Annotated in this window: 23 protein-coding genes; 18 read left to right on the top strand and 5 right to left on the bottom strand. The window is 63.6% G+C overall.

Features of this window, described 5'->3' with window-relative positions; translation table 11 throughout:
* Positions 1–205 precede the first annotated feature (205 nt).
* Together AAHB16_RS01780 and AAHB16_RS01775 are read right to left on the bottom strand one after the other, a co-directional pair.
* Positions 206–568, bottom strand: a complete 363-nt coding sequence (locus AAHB16_RS01780) for a hypothetical protein (RefSeq protein ID WP_342049909.1) — start codon at positions 566–568, stop codon at positions 206–208.
* 28 nt (positions 569–596) lie between these two features.
* Positions 597–1643, bottom strand: a complete 1047-nt coding sequence (locus AAHB16_RS01775; protein WP_342049908.1) for a LexA family transcriptional regulator — start codon at positions 1641–1643, stop codon at positions 597–599.
* A 43-nt stretch (positions 1644–1686) separates the two neighbouring features.
* Between AAHB16_RS01775 and AAHB16_RS01770 the strand changes: the two genes are divergently transcribed.
* Entirely contained in the window at positions 1687–1884 is a 198-nt protein-coding gene (locus tag AAHB16_RS01770; RefSeq protein ID WP_342049907.1) for a hypothetical protein, read from the top strand.
* Here the strand turns inward: AAHB16_RS01770 and AAHB16_RS01765 are convergent.
* Positions 1881–2078 (bottom strand): hypothetical protein, encoded by a 198-nt coding sequence (locus AAHB16_RS01765; RefSeq protein ID WP_342049906.1) that lies wholly within the window; start codon positions 2076–2078, stop codon positions 1881–1883. The two genes, AAHB16_RS01770 and AAHB16_RS01765, sit on opposite strands and share 4 nt — an antisense overlap.
* 132 nt (positions 2079–2210) lie before the next feature.
* Here AAHB16_RS01765 and AAHB16_RS01760 point away from each other — a divergent pair, with 132 nt between their 5' ends.
* The 3 genes from AAHB16_RS01760 to AAHB16_RS01750 are packed head-to-tail and all read left to right on the top strand — an operon-like array spanning position 2211 to position 3833.
* Positions 2211–2603, top strand: coding sequence for a hypothetical protein (locus AAHB16_RS01760; RefSeq protein WP_342049905.1), 393 nt, complete (start codon positions 2211–2213; stop codon positions 2601–2603).
* Positions 2600–2764 (top strand): hypothetical protein, encoded by a 165-nt coding sequence (locus tag AAHB16_RS01755; RefSeq protein ID WP_342049904.1) that lies wholly within the window; start codon positions 2600–2602, stop codon positions 2762–2764. Before AAHB16_RS01760 ends, AAHB16_RS01755 begins: the two co-directional genes overlap by 4 nt.
* A 1-nt stretch (position 2765) precedes the next feature.
* Complete coding sequence (locus tag AAHB16_RS01750) at positions 2766–3833, top strand: hypothetical protein (protein ID WP_342049903.1); 1068 nt, start codon at positions 2766–2768, stop codon at positions 3831–3833.
* A gap of 5 nt (positions 3834–3838) precedes the next feature.
* Here AAHB16_RS01750 and AAHB16_RS01745 read toward each other — a convergent pair whose 3' ends face one another.
* On the bottom strand, positions 3839–4108 hold the full coding sequence (locus AAHB16_RS01745) for a hypothetical protein (RefSeq protein WP_342049902.1): 270 nt from the start codon (positions 4106–4108) through the stop codon (positions 3839–3841).
* On the opposite strand from AAHB16_RS01745, the gene AAHB16_RS01740 reads away from it, so the two are divergent.
* The 11 genes from AAHB16_RS01740 (at position 4107) to AAHB16_RS01690 (ending at position 9812) form a co-directional block, all read left to right on the top strand.
* Positions 4107–4319, top strand: coding sequence for a hypothetical protein (locus tag AAHB16_RS01740; protein WP_342049901.1), 213 nt, complete (start codon positions 4107–4109; stop codon positions 4317–4319). The two genes, AAHB16_RS01745 and AAHB16_RS01740, sit on opposite strands and share 2 nt — an antisense overlap.
* The gene (gene dnaB / locus AAHB16_RS01735; RefSeq protein ID WP_342049900.1) at positions 4316–5707 is read left to right on the top strand and encodes a replicative DNA helicase; all 1392 of its coding nucleotides are present in this window, start codon (positions 4316–4318) and stop codon (positions 5705–5707) included. Before AAHB16_RS01740 ends, dnaB begins: the two co-directional genes overlap by 4 nt.
* 7 nt (positions 5708–5714) lie before the next feature.
* On the top strand, positions 5715–6389 hold the full coding sequence (locus AAHB16_RS01730; protein ID WP_342049899.1) for a polynucleotidyl transferase: 675 nt from the start codon (positions 5715–5717) through the stop codon (positions 6387–6389).
* Between the two features lie 3 nt (positions 6390–6392).
* A complete protein-coding gene (locus AAHB16_RS01725) occupies positions 6393–6959 on the top strand; it encodes an SANT/Myb-like DNA-binding domain-containing protein (protein ID WP_342049898.1) in 567 nt (188 codons plus the stop codon).
* Between the two features lie 182 nt (positions 6960–7141).
* On the top strand, positions 7142–7567 hold the full coding sequence (locus tag AAHB16_RS01720; RefSeq protein ID WP_342049897.1) for a recombination protein NinB: 426 nt from the start codon (positions 7142–7144) through the stop codon (positions 7565–7567).
* Positions 7564–7941 (top strand): hypothetical protein, encoded by a 378-nt coding sequence (locus tag AAHB16_RS01715; RefSeq protein WP_342049896.1) that lies wholly within the window; start codon positions 7564–7566, stop codon positions 7939–7941. Before AAHB16_RS01720 ends, AAHB16_RS01715 begins: the two co-directional genes overlap by 4 nt.
* A gap of 2 nt (positions 7942–7943) precedes the next feature.
* Positions 7944–8138, top strand: a complete 195-nt coding sequence (locus tag AAHB16_RS01710; protein ID WP_342049895.1) for a hypothetical protein — start codon at positions 7944–7946, stop codon at positions 8136–8138.
* Entirely contained in the window at positions 8135–8575 is a 441-nt protein-coding gene (locus AAHB16_RS01705; RefSeq protein WP_342049894.1) for an XF1762 family protein, read from the top strand. The genes AAHB16_RS01710 and AAHB16_RS01705 overlap by 4 nt, the downstream gene beginning before the upstream one ends.
* Complete coding sequence (locus tag AAHB16_RS01700; protein ID WP_342049893.1) at positions 8572–8772, top strand: hypothetical protein; 201 nt, start codon at positions 8572–8574, stop codon at positions 8770–8772. The genes AAHB16_RS01705 and AAHB16_RS01700 overlap by 4 nt, the downstream gene beginning before the upstream one ends.
* Before the next feature lies 1 nt (position 8773).
* Positions 8774–9190: a phage protein NinX family protein gene (locus AAHB16_RS01695; protein ID WP_342049892.1), complete on the top strand. Its 417-nt coding sequence runs from the start codon at positions 8774–8776 to the stop codon at positions 9188–9190.
* Entirely contained in the window at positions 9180–9812 is a 633-nt protein-coding gene (locus AAHB16_RS01690; protein WP_342049891.1) for a hypothetical protein, read from the top strand. The genes AAHB16_RS01695 and AAHB16_RS01690 overlap by 11 nt, the downstream gene beginning before the upstream one ends.
* 118 nt (positions 9813–9930) lie before the next feature.
* Here AAHB16_RS01690 and AAHB16_RS01685 read toward each other — a convergent pair whose 3' ends face one another.
* Complete coding sequence (locus AAHB16_RS01685; RefSeq protein ID WP_342049890.1) at positions 9931–10689, bottom strand: hypothetical protein; 759 nt, start codon at positions 10687–10689, stop codon at positions 9931–9933.
* A 170-nt stretch (positions 10690–10859) separates the two neighbouring features.
* On the opposite strand from AAHB16_RS01685, the gene AAHB16_RS01680 reads away from it, so the two are divergent.
* The 3 genes from AAHB16_RS01680 to AAHB16_RS01670 are packed head-to-tail and all read left to right on the top strand — an operon-like array spanning position 10860 to position 14023.
* Positions 10860–11351: a terminase gene (locus tag AAHB16_RS01680; protein WP_342049889.1), complete on the top strand. Its 492-nt coding sequence runs from the start codon at positions 10860–10862 to the stop codon at positions 11349–11351.
* Positions 11338–12621: a terminase large subunit domain-containing protein gene (locus AAHB16_RS01675; RefSeq protein ID WP_342049888.1), complete on the top strand. Its 1284-nt coding sequence runs from the start codon at positions 11338–11340 to the stop codon at positions 12619–12621. The genes AAHB16_RS01680 and AAHB16_RS01675 overlap by 14 nt, the downstream gene beginning before the upstream one ends.
* A 16-nt stretch (positions 12622–12637) precedes the next feature.
* A complete protein-coding gene (locus AAHB16_RS01670; protein WP_342049887.1) occupies positions 12638–14023 on the top strand; it encodes a DUF4055 domain-containing protein in 1386 nt (461 codons plus the stop codon).
* Position 14024: the final 1 nt, after the last annotated feature.

The raw sequence follows: 14024 nt of genomic DNA, 5'->3' as shown, positions 1-14024 counted from the left end.
CGCGCCAAAGTAGGCGCAGACCAGACAGACCACGAAGAAGATGATGAGACCAGTTGCCATGACGGCTCCATCGGGTTGGTCGCGCCAGGGTGGCGCGTCGATGGAACTGATTAAACACGACGTTTAAGAAAACGTCAAACAGAATGTTTAATCGATGGCAAAAAAAATCCGCCCGGTTGGGCGGACGGGGCTGAGGAGGTTCAGGTCAGCTGGCTGAGCACTGTTGCACGATCAGCAGCCGATCCTCGGGTACGGCGGTGGTGGAGTAGACCTTCAGAGTCGTGTGACCGTTGGCTCCGGCCTTGAACGCGTAGGCCTGATAGGCGCCTATGTCCGTGCTCCACGTCACCGTGGCTTCGCCGCGCGCGCGGTCGTGGAGCAAGTCCAAGCGCGAACCCGGCGGCAACATGGCCGACTGCCGCGCCTTGGTGCACTCGGCGATCGTGAAATAGTCACCGGACACCTCGCGCTGGACTTGCGGCGTCTGGGACTCGAGGCTTCCTAGTGACAGGCAGCCGGCGAGGACGGAAACGGCTATGCAATAGGCGGGCAGGCGAGCGAGCAGCATACGATTTCCTTGTTGTGGTTCCGGGTGCTCAGAGGCGCGTTTTAATCTTTCGAGCTGGCACCGGGTGGGCGACGTAGTACATCCAAGTCACGTCCACGGGATCGAACGTGAAGACCTCGGGATCGTTGTAGCTGCCCAGTCGGATGCCCTGGCGCCGCGACAGCAGCCGTTTGATCATCGTCTCGCCGGTGTTCAGTCGAACGAGCACGTCGTCTTCCAACTCGGGCTCGGTGCCTGGCTCAACCAGCGCGAATTCGCCGGGATTGAACCGCGGGATCATCGATAGCCCGACCACCGGTGTCAGAAAGGCTTGCGGGTCGGCGCTCGCGACCTCTGCGTATTGCTGCGTGGCTCCCACGGGATAGTCTCCGTCCGTCCAGATCCGGTCCGGAAGGCCGCCTTGCGCGCGACCAACTACTGGAATCTGCCGGTATTTTCCTACGTCCGCCTGGTAGGTCAGGGGCGTCGGCTCGGTTGATTCTTCGATTTTCTTGCGCGGCTTCGCCGGCTTCGGTGCGGGCGGCCGTGGGCGCGTGTCCTCGAAGATGGCAGCGCGCGGGGCACCTTTCCCCATCACGAGCCAGACGGCATTGATGCCGAATGCTTCTTGGACGCCCACGGCCTGGTCGAGCGAGATCGTCTCAAGGTCGCCAGACAGCCATTTGCGCACCGTCTCCTGCGATACGCCGGCCGCCTTGGCGACCGCGTGTGGCTGGACGTCGGGCTCATCGAGCAGCAGCTTGATCCGCGTGTGAAGGCCGGAGGCCGTATCGCTCCCCGTCCTGACCGCGGCGTCGTAGGTCATCGAACCCTTGCCAGTCTGCAGCCACGTCGCGCTGCAGCCCAGCATCTTCTGGGCCTCAAGCATCCCGAGCCGCGACATGCCACGCCGCTCCCAGTTATTCACCGTCTGCTGGGATTGGTTGAGCGCTCGAGCGACATCCGTCGGTGTCTCGAGGCCTTTGAGTGAGCGTGCGGCCTCGTAGAGGCGAACCATCGTTGCGTGCATGCGCGCGATGGTCTCACAGGTAAACGGATCGTTGATAAACACCGTGTTTGCCATTTGCTTAAACATGGTGTTTAATGGTGCCAATGACCACCACCAGCGTGATAGCTCCATGGACGACCGAGAACTGATTGAGCGGCACGGAGGCTCGGCCGAGCTGGCCCGCAAGCTGAACATGACCAAGCCGGGAAGCGTCCAGCGCGTCAACAACTGGAAGACGCGAGGCATCCCGCCCAAAGTCAAGCTCGACCATCCCGAGCTGTTCCTGAACCAGCCGGAGCAGCTCGAAGAACAACCGGCTGTTGCCTAGTCGCTGCCGTCTTCCTTGGCGACCTGAACCATGGCGCGAGTCCCCCGCAACTGCTTCCGGAACTCGGTGACCCACGGGTCGCCGAGCACGATGGGCCCTGCACACAGGTGGCACAGCGTTGCGCCGGTAGGGACGTCGGTCTGGTTGCCGCACGTCGCGCAGTGCGGGATCTCGATTTTCTTCACCTTCGGCATGGGGTCGTCCCGAGGAAGAGTCAGCGCAGTTTCGCATACCTGATTTGCCGTTGTGGTCCATGACCTCAACGGTAATTTTTTCGCCGTCTTAGAGCACTACAAAGCACTACAAATTTTTGGGAGCGGGGTGAAATGACCCAGACAGCCTTGTTCTACGAGGACATCAACGACGCCTTCAACGAGGTCGTCAGGGCATGCGGTGGCGCGAAGGTCGTGGCCTCGAAGCTGTGGCCCGAGAAGACGCCCGATGCCGCGCATCGTCTCCTGCTCGCGTGTCTCAATGAGAGCCGGATCGAGCGTCTTTCCCCCGAGCACGTCCTGCTGCTGTTGAAGATGGGCCACGAGCGCGGCTGCCACGCGGCCATGAACTTCATGGCGCGCGAGATCGGTTATGAGGATCCGAAGCCCATCGAGCCCGAGGACGAACGTGCGCGCCTGCAGCGGGAGTTCATCGAGGCGCAGAAGGCCATGACGGCGCTGGCCGGTCGTATGGAACGTGCTGGGCTGTTGAGGTCGGTCGCATGAACTCCGACCAGCAACACCTCGCTCAGTTGGGGTGGATCAACGAACTGCTGCACCGCATGACCGTGTCCGAGGCAAAGGAGGTCCGGGTGTGTTTGTGCGCGCAGGCCAAACGAGAGATCGCCGAGCTACTCGCCAGCGCGGCGGCCGGGAGCAAGCAGTAGCATGGCCCGCATTCGAACCATCAAACCAGAGTTCTGGACATCCGAGCAGGTGATGGCTGTCTCGCGCGACGCGCGGCTGCTGTTCATCGGGATGTGGAACTTCTGCGACGACGGCGGTAATCATCCCGCCAGTGCGATCACCCTGAAAGCCGAGGTCTTGCCTGGCGATGACGTCGCCGCGGCCACTGTCATGCAGTGGGTGGACGAGTTGATCGAGCAGCAGCTGCTGGTCGAATACGAGGTCGAAGGCCGCGAGTTCTGGCACGTCACTGGCTGGCGTCACCAGCGCATTGATCAACCGACGCTGCGTCACCCGGCAGGTGACACACATGGTGACGCAGGTGACACGGGTGACACAGGTGACGCGCGTCACCTCAAAAGGCTGGGTGGAAAGCAGCGTCAACTGCTCTTGAAGAAGCTTCGTGATTTCCGAGGTGACGCGTGTCACCAGTGCGGTGACGCACCCGGTGTCACACTTGCGCGCGTCACCTACGTGTCACCTGAAGAAGCGCTTGAATACAAGGGATACGGGTTAGTGTGCGCTTCGTGTAAGCGAAAAATCGGCACTGGTGACGCGCTGGTGACGCAAGGTGACGCAAGGTGTCTCGCTGGTGACTCGCCTACGGAAGGGAAGGGAGGGGAAGGGAATGGAGAGGATCTGTTAACCCCTACCAGTACTAACGTACTGGTCGTCGATAGCGTGCCCGCTACCGACCTTGTCCTCGTCCACACGACCGAAGAAATCGAAAAATCGGGCAAGCCTGCCTGTCCGCATAAGCAGATCGTGGCGCTCTACCACGAGATCCTGCCCATGTGCCCGGAGATTCGCGAGTGGACGCCGACGCGTGCGGAACACCTGCGCGCGAGGTGGAGCGAGGATCCGAAACGCCAGGACCTCGACTACTGGCGGAAGTTTTTCACGTACGTTGCCGACTCCGCATTCCTGACCGGGCGCGCCTACACGCAGCCTGGCCGCAAGCCTTTCCGGGCCGATCTCGAATGGATCTGCAAGCTCGCGAACTTTACGAAGATCCGTGAGGGCAAGTACCACGAGGGAGAAGCGGCATGAGGAAGTCAGTCTTCGCTTGGCCGCCTCGTGAGCAGATCCTGAATGTCTGCCCGATCGTTGCGCATGGCCTGGATGCGGCGTCCCCACTCACGTGCCGATTCTTCGTTGTCGAAGAGCCCAACGATGACGTACGTCGGCGGTGGAACGCAGTCCTGCAGTGCGCCGAGGTTCCGGCGAATCATCGCCTCCGCCGGCTCCACGCTCACGCCAAATCGAGACGGCGATTCGTAGTTGCCGACCGCCACCACCCACGATGTGTCAAGGAGACTGTCCATGATTGACGGCCGCGTCCTTTGGTTGTCCGACCGAGATTTTAAGCCAGAGCTGATTGCCGATGAGTCGATTCCTGTCCAGTACCGCTTGCTGCCCGAAGCGTTCGACGCTTCGCTCGGTGCCCACGTCCTGCTGTGGGGCGACCGCGTGATCAAGAACGTGCATGGACGTTCGGGGCATATCAGCGACGTACCCGGAATGGCTACGGCATGAGCGCCCCGGACGATTTTCCGCAGCCGCGCGCGCTGCACAGCATCGAGGCCGAGCAGGCCGTGCTCGGTAGCTTGCTGCTCGACAACGATGCGGTCGATCGCATCAACGGACTCGACCCCGCGCACTTCTGGCGCGATGACCATCGCGTGATCTTCTCCGCCATTGTGCGGCTCGTTTCGGCGAACAAGCCGGCCGACGTGGTGACCGTGTTCGAGTTCCTGCAGACGCATGCACAGGCCGAGCGGGCTGGCGGCCTGCCGTACCTGAACGCGCTGGCTCAGAACACACCATCGGCCGCGAATGTCTCGCGCTACGCGGAGATCGTGCGCGACCGCGCGCTGCTGCGCGAGACCGCCGTCGCCGCGCGCAAGGTGCTCGAGCTGGTCGAGACGCCGAGCGCCATGAAGGGCGCCGATATCGTGGACAAGGCGCAGGCGTTGCTGGCTGACCTTTCGCAGATCGGTGTGCGCCGCGAGCCGAGGATGCTGGCCGAGCTGCTGACCGAGTTCGTCGAAGAGGTGGACGAGCGCTACCACAGCCGCGTCGATCCTTCGATCTCGACCGGGATCGAATCGCTGGACCGCGCGCTGAATGGCGGTCTGCATCCGGGCAACCTGGTGATCGTGGCCGGCCGTCCATCCATGGGCAAGACCGCGCTGACCACCGACGTCGGATTGAACATCGCCCACGCCGGCCGCAGCGTGCTGCTGCTGTCGATGGAAATGTCCGACCGAGAGATCGTCGCGCGCTCTGTTGCGAACCGGGGAAAGATCGGGCTTTCGCGGCTGCTCAGCGGTCGCCTCGAGGACGACGACTGGCCGCGCATGACCTGGGCAATCCAGAACATCGACGACATGTCCTTCGCGATCGACGACTCGCCCGCGCTGTCGCTGCTGGAGGTGAAGAGCAAGGCCAAGGCGCACAGGCGCCGGCACGGGCTGCACCTCCTGATTGTCGATTACCTCGGCCTGATGTCCGGTGGCGAGGAAAAGATGCGCACGCAGCAGATCGGCGCGTACTCGCGCGGCCTCAAAACGCTCGCCAAGGAGCTGGAGATTCCTGTCGTCGCGCTCGCGCAGCTGAGCCGGAAGAACGAAGAGCGCCCGGACAAGCGACCGATCCTGTCGGACCTGCGTGACTCCGGGGACATCGAGGCGGATGCCGACGTGGTGCTCTTCGTCCACCGGCCGGAGATGTACGACCCCAACAACGACGACCTCAAGGGCTACGCCGAGGTGCTGATCCGGAAGAACCGGAACGGCGCGCTGAGCGACGTGCCGCTGCTGTACTGCGGCCCCGTGACGAAGTTCGAAAACTGGACGGGCCCACTGCCCATCCTCGGCCACGGCCCGGCCGTGCGCAAACGCGGCATCGCCGCAGACCTGTGAGACGACGATGAACGATCTGTTCGAGACCATCACCAAGGCTGACGAGCGGCAAGCCGCGTGGCCGTTTCCGAGCGATCGAAAGCGCGCCGAACGCGCGGCGTTTGAACGCCTATGCGACGCGAGCGACAGGGCAACCAATGCGGCGATCGCCTCAGTTGCGAGCGGAAAACCGGAAACGGAGCACGCAGAAGTGGGTACGCCGACCTGCAACGCCAACATCCTCGCGCTCGACCTCGGCACGCAACTCGGCTGGGCGCTCGGCCTGCGCGATGGGAAGCTGCGCAGCGGCACCGAGTCGTTCGCCGCGCGCCGCAACGAGGGGCCTGGTCAGCGCTGGCTGAAGTTTCAGGCGTGGCTCGGTCAGCAGTACACCTCGGCCGGCGAGCTGCAGGCGATCTACTACGAGCTGGTGATGGCCCACGGCAACAGGGACAACCCGAACACGCTTGCCGCGCACGTGTACGGCGGTTTCGAAGCGTTCCTGCAGGCCTTCGCCGACCGCAATCGCATCAAATTGATCGGTGTGGGCGTGGGCACGATCAAGAAGTCGGCGACGGGGAAGGGCAACGCGAAGAAGGAAGCGGTAATCGCGGCGATGCGCTCGCGCGGTCATCGAGTCCAAGACGACAACCACGCCGACGCGCTCGCTTTGCTCGAGTACGCGCGGCAGCAGGAGGCCTGACCCATGGCCGCCCGCTGGACGCCCGAAGAGGAAGCGAAGCTGCGCGAGCTGGTCGCCACCGGTCAGTCGTACCGCGTCATCGGTGCGCATCTCGGCCGAACAGGCGACACCGTGTTCCACAAGGCCAAGACGATGGGTCTCGGCTCCAAGCCGCTGACCACCGAGCGCTCGCCCACTTGGATCGCGATACAGCGCGTCTGCGCCGACGGCAAGCCGCGTAGCACGAAGGAACTGGCTGCCGCCACCGGCGCTGCGCGCCACACGATCGACTGCCTAATGGCCGAGCGCCGGCAGAAGAAGCAGGCGCACGTCGCGCGCTGGCAGTCCGGCCACGGCGCGCCGGTACCGCACTGGCTGCCCGTGCCTGGCCGCAACGCACCGCGGCCGCGCGTGATGACGCGGGCCGAGTCCTCGCAGCGGTTCCGCGATCGCCAGCGCAAGAACGACCCGCTCGCGTACGTCGCGCAGCTCCGGCGCAACGTCGTGCGCCAGGCGCTGAAGCAGGGGAAGGTCGGAACGACCCAGCATCCGCTGGTGCGCGCGCTTTTCGGTATGGGGAGAAGAGGGTGATGGACGACATCGTGTTGATCTTCGGCGCAATCGTGATCGGGGCGGTCCTCGCCACGCCGTTCATCTGGAGGCTGTCATGAAGACTTGGAACGGCTACTGCTGCTACTGCGGCGGCTTTGGTCACCGGGCAGAGAACTGCCGGTGGAATCGCGGCGTGCGTCTGGCCCGGCCGAGGACGTGACATGGCGAACGTTCTCTTCAAGGAGATCGTGCTCGACAGCCCCTCGAAGTGGCCGTTCGTGCTGGGTTTCATCAAAGCGAACGCCAGAGCCTTCATCGAGCGCGGTACGCCGCTGCGTCTGATCATCACGTCCGAAGAGAAGCGCCGCACCAACGAATCGAACCGGTACTACTGGGGTGTGGTGTTGCGCGATATCTCGGAGCAGGCGTGGGTCGAGGGGCGCCAGTACGACAAGGACACGTGGCACGAGTACTTCGCCGACCTCTACGGCGTGAAGGTCGAGCGCAAGCTGCCCGACGGCCGGCTGCACCTGTCGCGCAAATCCACGTCCGACATGTCGGCCGGCGAGTTCAGCGAGTACTTGACCAAGGTGCAGGCCCACGCGGCCGGCGAGTTCAGCGTCAGCTTTGACGGAGTGCATCCATGACCACGATCGACGACGGTACCGGCATCGATGTCACGCTCGCCGCCTGCAAGGCGGATGCGCAGGCGACCGTGCTCGCGTTCACGGGCAAGAAGAAGCCGGAGGTGGAGGACGGCCCGTACCTGAAGCGCGTGCTCTACAAGCCCGGCTGCCAGCACGACCGTGGGTTCGAGATCGACGAGAAGCTCGGTGAGGTCCAGTGCTTGGCCTGCCGCGAGAAGCTGAACCCGATGTGGGTGCTATCGCAGCTAGCGCGCATTGAGACGCGCTGGCACCAGCAGCACGCGCAGCACCAGCAGGAACTCGCGCGGCTCGCCGAGCGCTCGCGCACGAAGTGCCGCCACTGCGGCGAGATGACGCCTATCAGCAGGGGGTGACCATGGACACGATTCTGATTTGGCTGCTGGCCACCGCCACGGTAGTGCTCGCGGCGGTCTACGCGCTGCGGCGCATCGGCGGCATTGGGGAGGGCGATGCCATCGAGGAACCCGACTACGAGGCCTGGCGCCGCGAGACGTTCGACCGCTGGCAGGACAACCGCGTGCGCACGCTGCATGCCCGGGACGCCGAATGACGCTCGCGATCGTTCCCATCACGTTCGCTGAGGCGAACGAGTTCGTGCGGCGCCATCATCGTCACCACCGGCCGCCGGTCGGCTGCAAGTTCTGCGTCGCCGTGGCGGCTGAAGGTGTTGTTGTTGGCGTGGCCCAGGTGGGCCGCCCGGTGTCTCGCGCTCTGGACGATGGCTGGACGCTCGAGGTGAACCGGCTGTGCACCGATGGTCATCGCAACGCCTGCTCGATGCTGTATGCCGCGGCGTGGCGCGCGGCGCGCGCGCTGGGTTACCGGAAGCTGGTCACCTACACGCTGCGCGAGGAAGGTGGCGCGTCGCTGCGCGCGGCTGGCTGGCGCGTCGTCGCCGAGACGGATGGCGGAAGCTGGAGTTGCCCGAGCCGCCCGCGCGTGGACACGCATCCGCTGCAGGCAAAACTGCGCTGGGAGGCCGCATGACGCTGCCGGCCTACATGTACCGCGACCCGGCCGAGGTCTACGAACAGAACGAGGCGCGCAGTTGCAAGGGCTGCACGCACGAGCGCACGAAGAAGTTGATGGGCACCACGCACACGGTCTGCATCAAGCTGCTGCCAGGTGGCAAGCGGCGCGAGCACGGCCGGCGGTGCCAGCATTTCAATGACGGGGAGAAGTGAGATGAAGGTATCCGAACTGGAAGGGGCGCTGCTCGACTACTGGGTGGCCATGGCTGACGAATCGTGGACGTGGGCGCACGAGCTGTTCCCCACGATGACGCTCGACCCGAAGTTCAAAGGTGTGAAGCTTGTCCTCTTCGCCGATGAAGAGGTCGAGCGGTGCCTGCTTGTGCCGCGAAATGCGATGCGACAGGAGTTGCAGCACTTCGCACCGTCGCTATCGTGGGAGCACGGTGGCCCGCTCATCGCGCGGCATCGCATCGGTGTGATGCCGCGCGGAGGGCAGACGTGGGGCGCGTGGCTTGTCGATGATATGGAGCCCAGCGGTATCGCAGGCAGCCCGCTCGTCGCGGCCATGCGCGCGCTGGTCGCCAGCAAGTTCGGTGAGCTGCTCGAAGAGGTGCCCAATGACCGATAAGCCGCTGTTCGCAGACGTCTCGCACGCGCTGCACGTGTCGTACCTCGTGCTGGCCATGCCGCCGCGGCAGAAGGCGCCGTTCCGAAACATGCTGATCCAGCTGCTCGAGGCGATCGACGAGCCCACTGCCGCGCAGGAGAAGTGGCTGGCCGAGCTGCGCGGCGGTGTAGGCATGGGCGACTACGACCCCGACCGGCTGACCATGGACGAGATGCGCGCCCAGTACGCGATGATCACCGACGCCGCAAAGACCCGGCTGACGTCGCCCGAGTACGCGGTCGTGCTGGCGCGGTACGGCCACGGTGCCGACAAGCTGGATGGGTGCCAGCGCCTTGCGGTCTACGCGCGCCGGTCGTGCGGGCTGACCGCGCTGAGCCTGATTGCCAGCTTGGTCGTCCGGCATTATCTGCCGCGCGCGCAGCGCGATGGATACAGCCTGCGGGACCTCGCCGACAAGGGGAAGACCAGTGTGTACCGGGTGGCCTGCGCGGCGAAGTGGATGCAGACCCATTTCCCCGCATTGGAGGTGAAGGCGCTGGCGCGGCTGGAGCCGTCGTTCGTGGCCCACGGGATCGTCCCGGACCGTACAGCGTGCGACTCGTCGCAATCCGTTGCTGCGTAAGGGATAGCGCCGAGAATCCCCTTGCGTTTTTCAAACAAGCGATGTAGATTCCACCCAGACTCAGCCAAGCCCCGCCCGGTTCACGCCGCGCGGGGCTTTTCTCTTGGCGCCAGTGCCTTCATGGACCTGGCGGAACCGGCGCGTGAAGTTTCGCCATGTCGAACCGGGCCTCAGGAGCATAGATACAGCGCCAAGCGGCAAGGAAAAAGGTATCGATCACCCCGTCAATCGCGATCTGGTTTGTGGCGATGGTCTTCAGCCATTTACGGCGCGCGAACTTGTATGCCTCGTTGAGGTGGTCTTCACCCCAATCGGTGTATTTCGACAGCATTTCGAAAGTGGCGATGCGAAGAATGTCGTCATCGTGGTACCGCGCAGTGTGCACGTGGCTACCGCGTGTGTCTTCGATCCCGCGAAAAGAATCCGCAATGTAGCTGAACATCGGCCCCATCGCGCTATCGATTACAGGACGGTTCGCAGACAGCTTGTTGGTATCCTTTATCAGCCTCGCGAACGAAATTAGTCTGGTCTTCAAAATGTAGATTTCGTTCAGGTAGGTGGATATCTGTAATGAGAGATATCGTTCGCGGCTGATTCTGGTCCGACCGAAAGGAAATCGGCTCACATAAATCTTCATGTCCTCGATGACATCAAGAGTGTTTGACACCTCATTGAATGCCTTGAAATACCGCATGAAGAGTTCCTCTTCGGGCGTGAGATCCGATGGCATGGGGGCATCCGACGGTGGTGTGTAGTCGAGCATGCGGCCAACAGATTCCAGCGCGACTGATTTTCTCGACGTCTCCATCTTCGGCTTGAGTATGTATTTAGCCCAGGCCGAAGTGAATTGTTGAAATCTTTCGTAATTGCTTGGCATAACGCGCCTCAGAAAATTTTCCATATTATCTAGCAAACTGTGGCGGCACCCCGGCCGGCGGTGGGGCACAACACCGGCAGCAGTCTGACGCGATGACAGCCTCCCGTGACGGCAGCGCGGGGTCTCCTAGGCGGTGGGCGGACTGCACCCCCCCTCAACACACGACGTTTATGCCGGCACCCAAGGGAAACAGGAACGCCGCCGGCAACAAGGGCGGCGGACGGCCATCGTCCTACCGGCCCGAGTTCACGGTGCTGGTCGAGAAGCTGGCGAAGCTGGGCGCAACCGACGAGGAAATCGCCGACGCGCTCGGGGTCAGTGAGACCACGCTGGGCCGCTGGAAGCGCTCAAACGTTGAGTTTTCGGACGCCCTTAAAAGGGGCAAGATCCTCGCCGACGCCAATGTGGCGGATCGGCTATATCAGCGTGCGCTCGGATTCGAGCACGACGACGTCGATATCCGGGTGGTGGGCGGCAAGATCCGGAAGACCAAGATTCGGAAGATCTACCCGCCTGACACCGCGGCCGCGTTCATCTGGCTGAAGAACCGGCGCGCCTGGCGAGACAAGGCCGAGATCATCCCCACCGACGAGCCGCCGCCCAAGTCCGTGACCGTCACGGTGCAGGACGCCAGCGAGCCTGAGCCAGATGCCGACGCTTAATGTCCCGCAGTCGCAGTTCCTCGCGCTCGAGTACAAGTTCAAGGCGTTCGTGGCGGGCTACGGCTCCGGCAAGACGTGGGTGGGCTGCGCCGACCTGTGCAAACACGCGTGGGAGTTTCCCCGGATCAATGCCGGCTACTTCGCGCCGACCTACGGCCAGATCCGGGACATCTTCTTCCCGACCATCGAGGAAGTCGCCGCCGACTGGGGGCTCTATGCGCGGGTGAACACCTCGAACAAGGAGGTGCACCTGTACGCCGGGCGGCAATACCGCGGCACGATCATCTGCCGGTCGATGGACGACCCGGGCAAGATCGTGGGCTTCAAGATCGGCAAGGCGCTGATCGACGAGCTCGACGTGATGCGGCGGACCGAGGCGCGCACCTCGTGGCGGAAGATCATCGCGCGGATGCGCCAGGTGGCGCCCGGGCTGAAGAACGGGATCTCGGTCACGACGACGCCCGAGGGCTTCAACTTCGTCTACGAGCAGTTCGTCAAAGCGGTCCGGGAGAAGCCCGAGCTGGCGACGCTCTACGGTCTGGTGCACGCAAGCACGTACCAGAACGCGAAGAACCTGCCGCCGGAGTACATCTCGTCGCTGCGCGCGAGCTATCCGCCGCAGCTGATCATGGCCTACCTGCGCGGCCAGTTCGTGAACCTGACGAGCGGCTCGGTCTACGCCTACTTCGACCGGAAGCTCAATCACACGGACGAAACGATCCGCCTGGACGACGCGCTGCACATCGGCATGGACTTCAACGTGCTGAAGATGGCGGCCGTGATCTACGTGATCCGTGACGGCCAGCCCCGGGCGGTGGCCGAACTGACGGGCGTGCGCGACACGCCAACCATGGCCCGGATGCTCCGAGAACGGTACCGGTCTGGCGACACGCCGAGCCGGAGCATCGTGATCTACCCCGACGCGAGCGGCAAGTCCACGAGCAGCAAGAATGCGAGCGAGTCGGACCTGTCGATACTGAGGGAAGAGGGCTTCACTGTCAGCGTGGGTTCGACCAACCCGGCGGTGAAAGACCGTGTCGCCGCGGTGAATGCGCTGCTGCTGAACGACTTCGGCCAGCGGCGCCTGCTGGTCAACACCCACCAGTGCCCGTCCTTCGCCGAGGCGCTCGAGCAGCAGCCCTATGACAAGAATGGCGAGCCGGACAAGGCGACCGGCCATGACCACGTGAACGATGCCGGCGGCTATCCGCTGGCGCGCCTGTGGCCGATTGTGAAGCGCACGGCGGTGACGCAGCCGCTGCGCCTGTAACCGAACCAAAGTTCCCATGGCAACCTCAGTCCGAAGCGAATCCGATGCCGTGTCGGCGATGAAGGCGTCGCTGCCTGTCATCCGCGCGCTGCTCGGGGGCACGAAGGCCATGCGAGCCGCAGGAGCGACTTACCTGCCGCAGTGGCCGAGCGAGGAAAGCGCCAGCTACGACGCACGTTTGCGCGTGGCGACGCTCTTTCCGGCCTTCCCGCGCACAGTCGAAGTGCTGACCGGCAAGCCATTCTCGAAGCCGCTGACCTACGGCGACGACGTGCCGGAGAGGATCCGCACGTGGACCGAGGACATCGACCTGCAGGGCCGAAACCTGCATACATTCGCAGCGAACTGCTGCGAGGAAGCTTTGGGCCCGGGCTTTGGCGGCATCCTCGTCGATTTTCCGACCACGTCGGACAAGACTGGCAAGCTGCTCTACCCGACGCAGGCTGAAGAGGATAAGGCGGGGGTGCGGCCGTATTGGGTCCTGCTCAAGCTCGATCAGCTACTCGGCTGGAAGTCGAAGCGGATCAAAGGCAAGGACGTGATCACGCAGTTGCGCTTCGTCGAAGAGATCACCGAGGACGAAGGCGAGTTTGGCGAACAGTGCATTGAGCAGGTGAGGGTGTTGACGCCCGGCGCGTGGCGGATTTACCGCTCATCTGGCAAAGAAGGCTGGTCGCTGTACGACTACGGCAAGACCTCCCTGCAGGTCATCCCCTTCACGCCGTTCTACGGCAAGCGTCGCGCCTACATGGTCGGATCGCCGCCGCTGGAGGACCTCGCGTACATGAACGTCGAGCACTGGCAGTCGAAGAGCGACCAGCAGACCATCCTGCACGTCGCGCGTGTGCCGATCCTGTTCACCAAGATGCTTGGCGACAAGGTGTCCCTCACCGTCGGCGCCAATACGGCGGTAATGGCGCAGGAAAAGGACGCCGACATGAAGTTCATCGAGCACGAGGGCCGTTCCATCGAAGCCGGCCGCAAGTCGCTGCTCGATCTGGAAGACCAGATGCGCCAGGCTGGCGCCGAGCTGCTGGTGATCAAGCCCGGCAACATCACAGAGTCGCAGACGTTGGCCGATAACGAGCAGGGCGCTTGCGCGCTACAACGCATCGCGGGCGATCTGGAAGACGCGATCGACGCCTCTCTGCAGTTCACCGCCATGTGGGTGGGCGAGAAGGAGGGTGGGCACGTCAACGTGTTCAAGGACTTCGGCGCGGCCACGCTGGCCGAAGCGTCTGCCGACCTGCTCCAGAAGATGAATGTCGCCGGCACGCTCTCCGATCAGACGCTATTCGAAGAGATGCAGCGTCGCGGCATGCTGCGCCCCGACCTGAAATGGGAAGACGAGGAACTGCGGATCGGCACACCCCGACCCGGCGCGGCGCCGACCACCGCATAAG

Origin of the sequence: Cupriavidus sp. OTU4054, assembly GCF_038440175.1 — a bacterium.
GTDB lineage: Bacteria > Pseudomonadota > Gammaproteobacteria > Burkholderiales > Burkholderiaceae > Cupriavidus > Cupriavidus pauculus_D.
The sequence above is the reverse complement of the archived record's forward strand: the minus strand, read 5'-3'. Positions and strand labels throughout refer to the sequence as shown.

What these genes read in the sequence shown, in the direction of transcription:
- AAHB16_RS01780 (WP_342049909.1), bottom strand. Translation starts at nt 568, where the DNA reads ATGCTGCTCGCTCGCCTGCCCGCCTATTGCATAGCCGTTTCCGTCCTC.
- AAHB16_RS01775 (WP_342049908.1), bottom strand. Translation starts at nt 1,643, where the DNA reads ATGTTTAAGCAAATGGCAAACACGGTGTTTATCAACGATCCGTTTACC.
- AAHB16_RS01770 (WP_342049907.1), top strand. Translation starts at nt 1,687, where the DNA reads ATGGACGACCGAGAACTGATTGAGCGGCACGGAGGCTCGGCCGAGCTG.
- AAHB16_RS01765 (WP_342049906.1), bottom strand. Translation starts at nt 2,078, where the DNA reads ATGCCGAAGGTGAAGAAAATCGAGATCCCGCACTGCGCGACGTGCGGC.
- AAHB16_RS01760 (WP_342049905.1), top strand. Translation starts at nt 2,211, where the DNA reads ATGACCCAGACAGCCTTGTTCTACGAGGACATCAACGACGCCTTCAAC.
- AAHB16_RS01755 (WP_342049904.1), top strand. Translation starts at nt 2,600, where the DNA reads ATGAACTCCGACCAGCAACACCTCGCTCAGTTGGGGTGGATCAACGAA.
- AAHB16_RS01750 (WP_342049903.1), top strand. Translation starts at nt 2,766, where the DNA reads ATGGCCCGCATTCGAACCATCAAACCAGAGTTCTGGACATCCGAGCAG.
- AAHB16_RS01740 (WP_342049901.1), top strand. Translation starts at nt 4,107, where the DNA reads ATGATTGACGGCCGCGTCCTTTGGTTGTCCGACCGAGATTTTAAGCCA.
- AAHB16_RS01745 (WP_342049902.1), bottom strand. Translation starts at nt 4,108, where the DNA reads ATGGACAGTCTCCTTGACACATCGTGGGTGGTGGCGGTCGGCAACTAC.
- dnaB (WP_342049900.1), top strand. Translation starts at nt 4,316, where the DNA reads ATGAGCGCCCCGGACGATTTTCCGCAGCCGCGCGCGCTGCACAGCATC.
- AAHB16_RS01730 (WP_342049899.1), top strand. Translation starts at nt 5,715, where the DNA reads ATGAACGATCTGTTCGAGACCATCACCAAGGCTGACGAGCGGCAAGCC.
- AAHB16_RS01725 (WP_342049898.1), top strand. Translation starts at nt 6,393, where the DNA reads ATGGCCGCCCGCTGGACGCCCGAAGAGGAAGCGAAGCTGCGCGAGCTG.
- AAHB16_RS01720 (WP_342049897.1), top strand. Translation starts at nt 7,142, where the DNA reads ATGGCGAACGTTCTCTTCAAGGAGATCGTGCTCGACAGCCCCTCGAAG.
- AAHB16_RS01715 (WP_342049896.1), top strand. Translation starts at nt 7,564, where the DNA reads ATGACCACGATCGACGACGGTACCGGCATCGATGTCACGCTCGCCGCC.
- AAHB16_RS01710 (WP_342049895.1), top strand. Translation starts at nt 7,944, where the DNA reads ATGGACACGATTCTGATTTGGCTGCTGGCCACCGCCACGGTAGTGCTC.
- AAHB16_RS01705 (WP_342049894.1), top strand. Translation starts at nt 8,135, where the DNA reads ATGACGCTCGCGATCGTTCCCATCACGTTCGCTGAGGCGAACGAGTTC.
- AAHB16_RS01700 (WP_342049893.1), top strand. Translation starts at nt 8,572, where the DNA reads ATGACGCTGCCGGCCTACATGTACCGCGACCCGGCCGAGGTCTACGAA.
- AAHB16_RS01695 (WP_342049892.1), top strand. Translation starts at nt 8,774, where the DNA reads ATGAAGGTATCCGAACTGGAAGGGGCGCTGCTCGACTACTGGGTGGCC.
- AAHB16_RS01690 (WP_342049891.1), top strand. Translation starts at nt 9,180, where the DNA reads ATGACCGATAAGCCGCTGTTCGCAGACGTCTCGCACGCGCTGCACGTG.
- AAHB16_RS01685 (WP_342049890.1), bottom strand. Translation starts at nt 10,689, where the DNA reads ATGCCAAGCAATTACGAAAGATTTCAACAATTCACTTCGGCCTGGGCT.
- AAHB16_RS01680 (WP_342049889.1), top strand. Translation starts at nt 10,860, where the DNA reads ATGCCGGCACCCAAGGGAAACAGGAACGCCGCCGGCAACAAGGGCGGC.
- AAHB16_RS01675 (WP_342049888.1), top strand. Translation starts at nt 11,338, where the DNA reads ATGCCGACGCTTAATGTCCCGCAGTCGCAGTTCCTCGCGCTCGAGTAC.
- AAHB16_RS01670 (WP_342049887.1), top strand. Translation starts at nt 12,638, where the DNA reads ATGGCAACCTCAGTCCGAAGCGAATCCGATGCCGTGTCGGCGATGAAG.